8 protein-coding genes are annotated in these 7,424 nt (G+C 39.9%); 3 read left to right on the top strand and 5 right to left on the bottom strand.

What is annotated here, in order from left to right; all coding sequences use genetic code 11:
• Positions 1-7: 7 nt before the first annotated feature.
• Entirely contained in the window at positions 8-2,329 is a 2,322-nt protein-coding gene (locus OGM63_RS10960) for an AAA family ATPase (RefSeq protein ID WP_263745564.1), read from the bottom strand.
• 376 nt (positions 2,330-2,705) lie between these two features.
• Between OGM63_RS10960 and OGM63_RS10955 the strand changes: the two genes are divergently transcribed.
• The gene (locus OGM63_RS10955) at positions 2,706-3,551 is read left to right on the top strand and encodes a peptidoglycan-binding domain-containing protein (protein ID WP_263745563.1); all 846 of its coding nucleotides are present in this window, start codon (positions 2,706-2,708) and stop codon (positions 3,549-3,551) included.
• Positions 3,552-3,660: 109 nt separating this feature from the next.
• On the opposite strand, the gene OGM63_RS10950 is transcribed toward OGM63_RS10955, so the two are convergent.
• Positions 3,661-3,795 carry a hypothetical protein gene (locus OGM63_RS10950; protein ID WP_263745562.1) on the bottom strand — a complete coding sequence of 45 codons (135 nt, stop codon included), beginning with the start codon at positions 3,793-3,795 and terminating at the stop codon, positions 3,661-3,663.
• Between the two features lie 173 nt (positions 3,796-3,968).
• On the opposite strand from OGM63_RS10950, the gene OGM63_RS10945 reads away from it, so the two are divergent.
• Entirely contained in the window at positions 3,969-4,373 is a 405-nt protein-coding gene (locus tag OGM63_RS10945; protein ID WP_263745561.1) for an NIL domain-containing protein, read from the top strand.
• Between the two features lie 124 nt (positions 4,374-4,497).
• Here the strand turns inward: OGM63_RS10945 and OGM63_RS10940 are convergent, their stop codons facing one another.
• Together OGM63_RS10940 and OGM63_RS29805 are read right to left on the bottom strand one after the other, a co-directional pair.
• Positions 4,498-4,779, bottom strand: coding sequence for a DUF3616 domain-containing protein (locus tag OGM63_RS10940; RefSeq protein WP_263745560.1), 282 nt, complete (start codon positions 4,777-4,779; stop codon positions 4,498-4,500).
• Between the two features lie 28 nt (positions 4,780-4,807).
• Positions 4,808-5,029 (bottom strand): DUF3616 domain-containing protein, encoded by a 222-nt coding sequence (locus OGM63_RS29805; RefSeq protein WP_375340480.1) that lies wholly within the window; start codon positions 5,027-5,029, stop codon positions 4,808-4,810.
• A gap of 274 nt (positions 5,030-5,303) precedes the next feature.
• Between OGM63_RS29805 and OGM63_RS10935 the strand changes: the two genes are divergently transcribed.
• Positions 5,304-6,278, top strand: a complete 975-nt coding sequence (locus OGM63_RS10935) for a CHAD domain-containing protein (protein WP_263745558.1) — start codon at positions 5,304-5,306, stop codon at positions 6,276-6,278.
• A 261-nt stretch (positions 6,279-6,539) separates the two neighbouring features.
• Here the strand turns inward: OGM63_RS10935 and mazG are convergent, their stop codons facing one another.
• On the bottom strand, positions 6,540-7,370 hold the full coding sequence (mazG, locus tag OGM63_RS10930; protein WP_263745565.1) for a nucleoside triphosphate pyrophosphohydrolase: 831 nt from the start codon (positions 7,368-7,370) through the stop codon (positions 6,540-6,542).
• Positions 7,371-7,424: the final 54 nt, after the last annotated feature.

The following is a 7,424-nucleotide window of genomic DNA, read 5'->3' as shown; positions in this document are numbered from 1 at the left end:
TTGCCCCTCATGAGCAATTAAGTAAAAATTGCATTTCTTCTGCATCTAGCGTCATCCCTAGATGCTCAAAACTATCTATTGCTTTGATGGCAAATTTCTGTGTTTCTTCCGGACTTCCCCATTTTTTTTCCCAATAAGCGCGAGAGCGTTGATAGCGAGCAAGACGGCGTTTATTTTTGTGGCTTTGGGCTACAGCCAAGCCTTGAATTAATAGTTGTTGAGCTGCAAAGCGATCGCCTTCTCGAATGGCAATATCAGCCAACCAATTTTGAGCCGAGTTAATTACCCGATGCCACTTTATTTGTTCTGCACTTTGCATGGCTTGTTGAAAAAGCGCTTTAGCTTCGGCATATTGACCTTCTTTATAGAAGATTTCGGCGCGGTGGTAGAGAACTGGGATAAAATAACGAATGTGCTTGTACTGGTCTAAATGCGCTTCATGCACCAATTCTTCTTCTATATTCAGCCAGTGACGGGCATTTTCATAATTTTTATATCTGATTTGCAGCCTGACGATACTTTCAGCTAAATCAGCTTGAACGCACAAGTCTGCATGGTGGCGTAAAACCCACGTTTCCTGCAAAATTTCCTCTGCTTCTTTCAAACTTTGCTCTGAACACTCTCGAATCAGCAGCCAGCTTTTGCGGATCGCGATTTTGACAAAAGATGACCATTCATAACGTCGTTTTGATTCTTCTATCAGCCATTGCAACCAATCTAGACGTTCATCCCAATCGGCGTAAAGATTTGCATAGTGATTTAACAGAAGCCATAAATCCCTAACTTGTTCATAATAACCTTGGTCTTTACACCAATAAAGTACCGCACGCAAATTTCCGTGTTCTTCCTCTAGCTTGTTGTAATATATCAACTTTTCCCAATCTTCTCCAGCATAAGTGTGGGCAAAATCGAGATACCATTTTACCCAGCGTTCTCGTGCTTCTTTCTCAAAATTTGGGTCAGCAGCTAGTTGTGCTAAAGCATACTCGCGAGTGAGAGAAAGCATCTCATATCGTCCAGTTTTTTGATTATGAGTTATCAGAGACAGTTCCTGCAAGCGTCCTAAGCCAAGATTGACACAATCAGGTGCTGCTGTCAGTCCAGCAACTTCAGCTACAGCAGCTTGCAAGGGAAAGTCAGGAAAAATTGCCAGTGACATTAATAACTGATGGGGTGGCTGTTCTATGATTCCTTGCACTGATTGCTCAAAGCAGAAACTAGCCACATCACCTGTAGCTAAAGCTAGCTGTGTTAACACTGATGTGAGAGAATAGCCACTAGAGACTTGACCGAGAGCATAAACAATCGCTAGGGGAATTCCGCCAGTGCGAGCGTAGAGGTCTTTAGAATCTTGCTCGTTAAGAGTTATACTTTTTTCTTTAGCTTGTTGCTGTATTAATTGCAAACCATCATTTAAGGGCAAGTTTTGCAAACTAATTGGCAGTAAAGCCATTCGTTCGCGGGTAGTAATTACTACTTTGACGCAAACAGGCAGATTGTAGAGAAAGTCTATGACCTCATCTCGATCATCGATGGTTTCCATGTTGTCTACAATTAAAAGCGATCGCTGTCTGGAGAGACTACGACGCACCCGGTCAAATTGCTCCGAAGGGGGAGACTGAATAATCGTTACGTCGTCTAAAGTATTGGCAATTTCCCGAAAAATACCGCGCAAATTACGCTGTCCCTGCTGCCGCTGAAAAATTCTATTCGGGACGAGTTCTTGTTGTTTGGCTGAAGTGAAAATAATCGCTTCAAATTTCGATGCGTCAGCAAGATTTTCACAACTAGCTTTTAAGCACAAACGAGCAGCTTCTAACACCAGTGCCGTTTTCCCCACACCACCAATACCATGCACCGTAATCATATGAGCCGCATGATTTAGAGAAAGACGTTGTAGTAGCGTTTCCATCTCTTCCTCCCGACCAACAAATTGTGTGTAAGTAGGTGCTGGCAGATTACTGGGGATGCGACGGTAATTTGCAACAGATGCAACGCAACCTCTGCGATATCCATATCTCTCCAAAACGTAGACAAGGTTGCTGGATTTTACACTGTAGTTTGGCTCTTCGGTCAAAGTTTCAATATCTCGGTAGATATTACTAAGACCCGCTCTCACAACACCATTATCCTTGTGTAAATCTTTACTTATCTTCTTAATTCCATATCCACACAATAACCCAAGTAATAAGTCTTTCCTGGTATTTTGTCTGTAGCGCTTTCGAGTTCTTGCCTCCAAATCAGTCAGTAGCCGATCTATTTCCCAGTCCTTCAAAACTCTGCGATTCCAACTTTTAGGTAGATTCCAACCCTCTGACTGATCTGACATAAATATCACCCTCTCAGTCCGTTATAAATCTGGTATTAGCAACATTTTAACGAACAAAATCTTCACGCGCTGCTCTCATAGCAGGTATGAATCACAAATTTATCGAAGGACACTTTTTGATGGAAGTCTCTACAAATAAGGGACAAGGCTTATAAATTGTTCGCAAAAATTTGGAATTTATCTATCAAATTAACAACGTTTTATTCACAAATTAGTAACATTTTTTGAACACTGTGAATGACGTGTCTGAAAATAACTCAGTAAGCTAATTTATAAGTCCTTTATTTGTGGTGTCAAGCTGGATGCAGATATAACGTCCGACCTTTCGTAGAGATGTCAGATTATTCTTTTCACAGATTACTACAAGGAGAACTGAATGAATAGAGCATTTAGATCGCTAACTCTCTTACTAGGGCTGAAACAACCTAAGCCTTATTTCCCTGAAGAAAAACAAATTTGTGTATTTAATAAACGTCCTATACTTTACCGAGGTTTTACGCCAAACTCTGTACAGGACTCAATCGATGAACTACAAGCGCATTTGCAAACTCAGGGAATTCTAGCAAACATTAGTGGTAAATTTGACTTAGAAACAGAAGTAGCCGTAATCGAATTTCAGAAAAAAAATAATCTGCAAGTAGATGGGATAGTCGGACCATTAAGTTGGGCTTGCCTTTTTTACCCAAAGCTTTACCGCAGTCAGAAAGAAATGTCTTCAGAATCACAGGATGCAGTTAAGGAACTGCAAACTATTCTTCAAGAAGAGGGATTTTCTAAAAAACAACCTGATGGATATTTTTCCAGGGAAACTGAAAGAGGAGTTAAACGCTTTCAAAGAATGTATGGGCTAAAAGATGATGGTATGGTTGGAGCCGCAACTTGGGCTGTGCTGTTGGGAATGCGACAAAAAATAGATAGAGGCTTTCCTCGCATAGTTTATTTTTTATCGCCTCAATCTTGGTTTATGTGGGAGCAATTTTTAATGATTTGTTTCATCTTATTGGGTATTTATTATAGCCCGATACCCGGTGAAACTCCGAAACTTAGTACAGCTTTAGCCACTGCTTATGGACTTACTTGTATAGTGCCATTTTTGTTAGAGTGTTTACCAATAAGGCAGTCGAAGCAGCCTAGCTTACCGTTGTTGCGATATGCTCCTTATGTGTTGACTGGTATCTTTTGGAAACCAATCATCGCTTTTTTAGGGACATTGTTTAATTAAGTCTTTGCGATTGTTATGTTGTTTTGTGTCGTTGATAATTTAGGTGCCCTCAAAAATGTTATACGGGGCTATACATACAAAGCCTGCCGACCCAGGCTTGAAAGATTTTTTATATTGGCGATCGCACTTCTACGCTACCACTACAGTGTAGAAAAAGTTGAGACGAGAAAGCGATGAATGCTGATTTTGTGGGAGGTGAGGAAGCGATCGCGTACCTTGACAAGCTGGTTAACGGGCTTTGCATAAGTCAGGAGGTTTGACATTAACCTTGTGATGATTTTTAACATGCGCTCTTTTTTTCAGATTTTGGTTCATAGCCCAAGTCGGCTAATTGAGAAGGTGCAAGATATAAGGTTAGCCCAAAACTTTTTAGGGAACGTTTAAGCTAAAACAAAGAAAAACATGATGGCAAAATAAGTGAAAAAAAGAGTTACCCTCACCTTTCCCAAACGCGCTGTACAAATGCCAGTTACCTATAGACTGGCAAAAGAGTTCAACGTCGCAGCAAATATTATCCGCGCTCAAGTTGCGCCTAATCAAATTGGTAAACTTGTAGTTGAACTTTCAGGGGACATAGATCAGCTAGATGCGGCAATTGAGTGGATGCGATCGCAAAATATCAATGTTTCCCTTTCTTTAGGGGAAATAGTCATTGATGAAGATGCGTGTGTCCATTGTGGCTTGTGTACAGGAGTTTGTCCCACGGAAGCTCTGACTCTGAATCCGGAAACATATAAGCTGACATTTATGCGATCGCGCTGCATCGTCTGCGAACAATGTATACCCACCTGTCCCGTTCAAGCAATCTCAACCAACCTTTAAACATTATCAGTAAACTAATCTACAAGGTATTCCCAATCCCAAATCTCAAATCTATCGCTCCAAAATCGATATTAGCCCAAAGGAAATACATCAGCTGTCACACCAGCCTAGTTTTGCCGATGAGTCATAAACTACCAATACAGAAGGTATCTGAGTTACATCTTGAAATAGCGTCCGTAAAGCCTTCATGCGAAATTCTATTTCTATAAGGAATATTTTGCATTAACTCTGGATAATGAAGTATATTTTCTGGCAAATTCACAGCATTCCGCAAACGATCAAGTTGCACCGATTCATCTAAATCCATTGTTGGTCTGGCTAAAATCAACAAATCCTCACCATAAATCAATACCCTTGGTGTTAAGAAATTGGTGGTAAAAATTGTATGTATGTAGAGACGTTGCATGTGCTACGTCTCTACGAGGATTTGGGGTTTAACACCAACGGTATTGCACCATAACTCTCAATACGGTTCGGTTAAGAATATTTGTGAACCCAAAACCCTTGTAGAGACTAGCAAGTGCAACGTCTCTACATACGTTAACACCAACGGTATTGCACCATAACTCTGATAAATCAGATTTAGGCTTCTGACGTTTGTACCTATGGGAACCTATTAACCAAAGATAATAATCTGTGTAACTAAGTCGGCACAATAAAACCAAACTGTGAAAAAACTCACCTATGTTTTATATCATAAATTATCATTAAAAATACTGGCTGCCAGTATAACTTTAATCCAGTTTTTGCTACTAAAATAATATTTATGAAATTTATATTTCACTCTCAAAATATTTATAAACTTCTGAGTAAAATCTTTGTAATAATTAACATAAACAAATACAAGTAAGCATCAAAAGTGCAATTAATGTTATTATACAAAAATGTAATCAAGCCGTTTTTACTATAAAGTAAAGATCAATAATCATTATGGAATTAGTTGCACAAGCCAAACTAAAAACGCTAGGTGACTATGCTCACGAAGCAATAAAAAGACACTTTAAAAAAACATTAAAGTGGGAAAAAACTGTTAAGAAAGATGAAGATCCAGAAGCTCTGCATCAAATGCGAGTAGGGATGCGTCGTTTACGTACAGCAGTCAGCAGATTTGGGCTAGCTTTAGATTTATCTAAGCCAGTAAGTGATAAAAATATTGGCAAAATTGCCCGTTGTCTTGGTACATTGCGAGATTTGGACGTACTCAAAGAATCTTTAGAAAACACTTACCGTCCAAATTTACCGCATAAAGAACAAAAATCTCTGCAAACAGCTTTCGATACTTTATCTAAACAACGCGAAGATGCCTTAGAAGGGGTGCAAGCAAGATTTAAAGATGAGCATTATAAGTCTTTAAAACAGGGAATGAATGAGTGGTTGGAAAACCCAAGCTATCTACCTGTAGCATCTTTGCCTATCCAAGAATTGCTGCCAGATTTACTTTTGCCGGAAGTGAGTAGTTTATTGCTCGATGCGGGTTGGTTAGTGGGAACGCAAGTAGAAAAAGCAAAAGTTGTCATTGTTAAAGATTTAAAAGCCGAAAAGATAGAGAAAGAATTGGCAACTAATGGCAAAATGCTCCATACATTGCGTAAACAAGCCAAGCGTGTGCGCTATCAGATGGAGTTATTTACTGATTTATACGCTGAATCTTACTCAGTTTATCTCGCAGATGTTAAAAACATTCAAGACATTTTGGGTTCAATTCAAGATATTGTGGTCTTAGAGGAGTGGATGAGGGATGTCTTTGAGTCAGAAATTGAAACTAAACTTCCCACTTTTGTGAATTTATTAGCAGAAAATCGTTATAAATTGTGGCAGCAGTGGCAAGCCTTACAGGAGCGGTATTTGAAACCGGAAACTAGACACGGTTTTCATTTAACAATACTGCATCCGCTAACCGTGTGATCGGGCTAATAGCAATAAGCCGAGAAAATAATTGATAAGATACGACACCCTATCGATCTAATCGAATACACATAGAGACGTAGCACAGAATAGTCTCTACAAGATTGGGATTATTTGAGTAAAGTCAATTATGGTTTTAGCTTTCGATTATATCAAATGTAGCGCGATCGCCTTACGTTTTATTAATGTTAGCTGCGTCAGTCTGAAAAACATAATTAATCAGAATCAAAGGCATCACGGCGAAATTGTAATTATGACTTGCTAACGTTCTTGTGCAAGTTTAGCTTTAGCTTGTTGCCAAAGTGTTTCTAACTCATCTAAAGTGTAATCGGAAAGGGGGCGGTTAGCAAACGCCTCCATTTTTTGTAACCGTTGAAGAAATCGCAGATTAGTTCCTTGCAAAGCTTCTGACGGGTCAAAATTATACCATCGCGCAAGTTGAATAATCGAAAACAATAAATCGCCTAATTCCGCTTGTTGTTCTGCTGGTGTTTCTTGTTCTAAAGCTTGTTCAAATTCCGCCAACTCCTCATGAAACTTTGCCCAGACACCATCAATATTTTCCCATTCAAACCCAGCCGCTGCCGCTTTTTGGGAAATTTTCATTGCCGCTATCATTGGAGGAAGAGTCTTAGCATAACGACTGAGTTGAGAACTTAGCTTTTGGTTTTCTGGAGACGTTTCACCTTTTTCTTCAGCTTTGATTTGTTCCCAATTTTGCCGCACTTCATCAATAGACGCGACAGACGCGACATGTCGCGTCTCTACATTATCACCAAATACATGGGGATGACGACGAATTAACTTTTGGGAAATGCCTTGAGCGACTTCTTTGAGGGAAAATTGTTGATATTCGCTGGCAATTTGCGCTTGCAGTACTACTTGTAATAGTAAGTCTCCCAGTTCTTCAGCGATCGCCTTTTTATCCCCACTCTTAATCGCATCTACCACCTCATAAGCTTCTTCTATCACATATGGTGTCAGCGTTTCGGGAGTTTGCGCCAAATCCCACGGACAACCACCATCAGGATTACGCAACTTTGCCACCACATCAATTAACTCTTGTAACGCCACCAAAGTATCATTTGTCATTTTCCCCTTATCCCCCTTGTCTTCCTTGTCTTCCCTGTCCCCCCTGCCCCCCCT

This window comes from Plectonema radiosum NIES-515 (genome assembly GCF_025753815.1).
Lineage (GTDB): Bacteria > Cyanobacteriota > Cyanobacteriia > Cyanobacteriales > Nostocaceae > Hassallia > Hassallia radiosum_A.
Note: the sequence above shows the minus strand (reverse complement) of the source record. Positions and strands in the feature narration are given on the sequence as shown.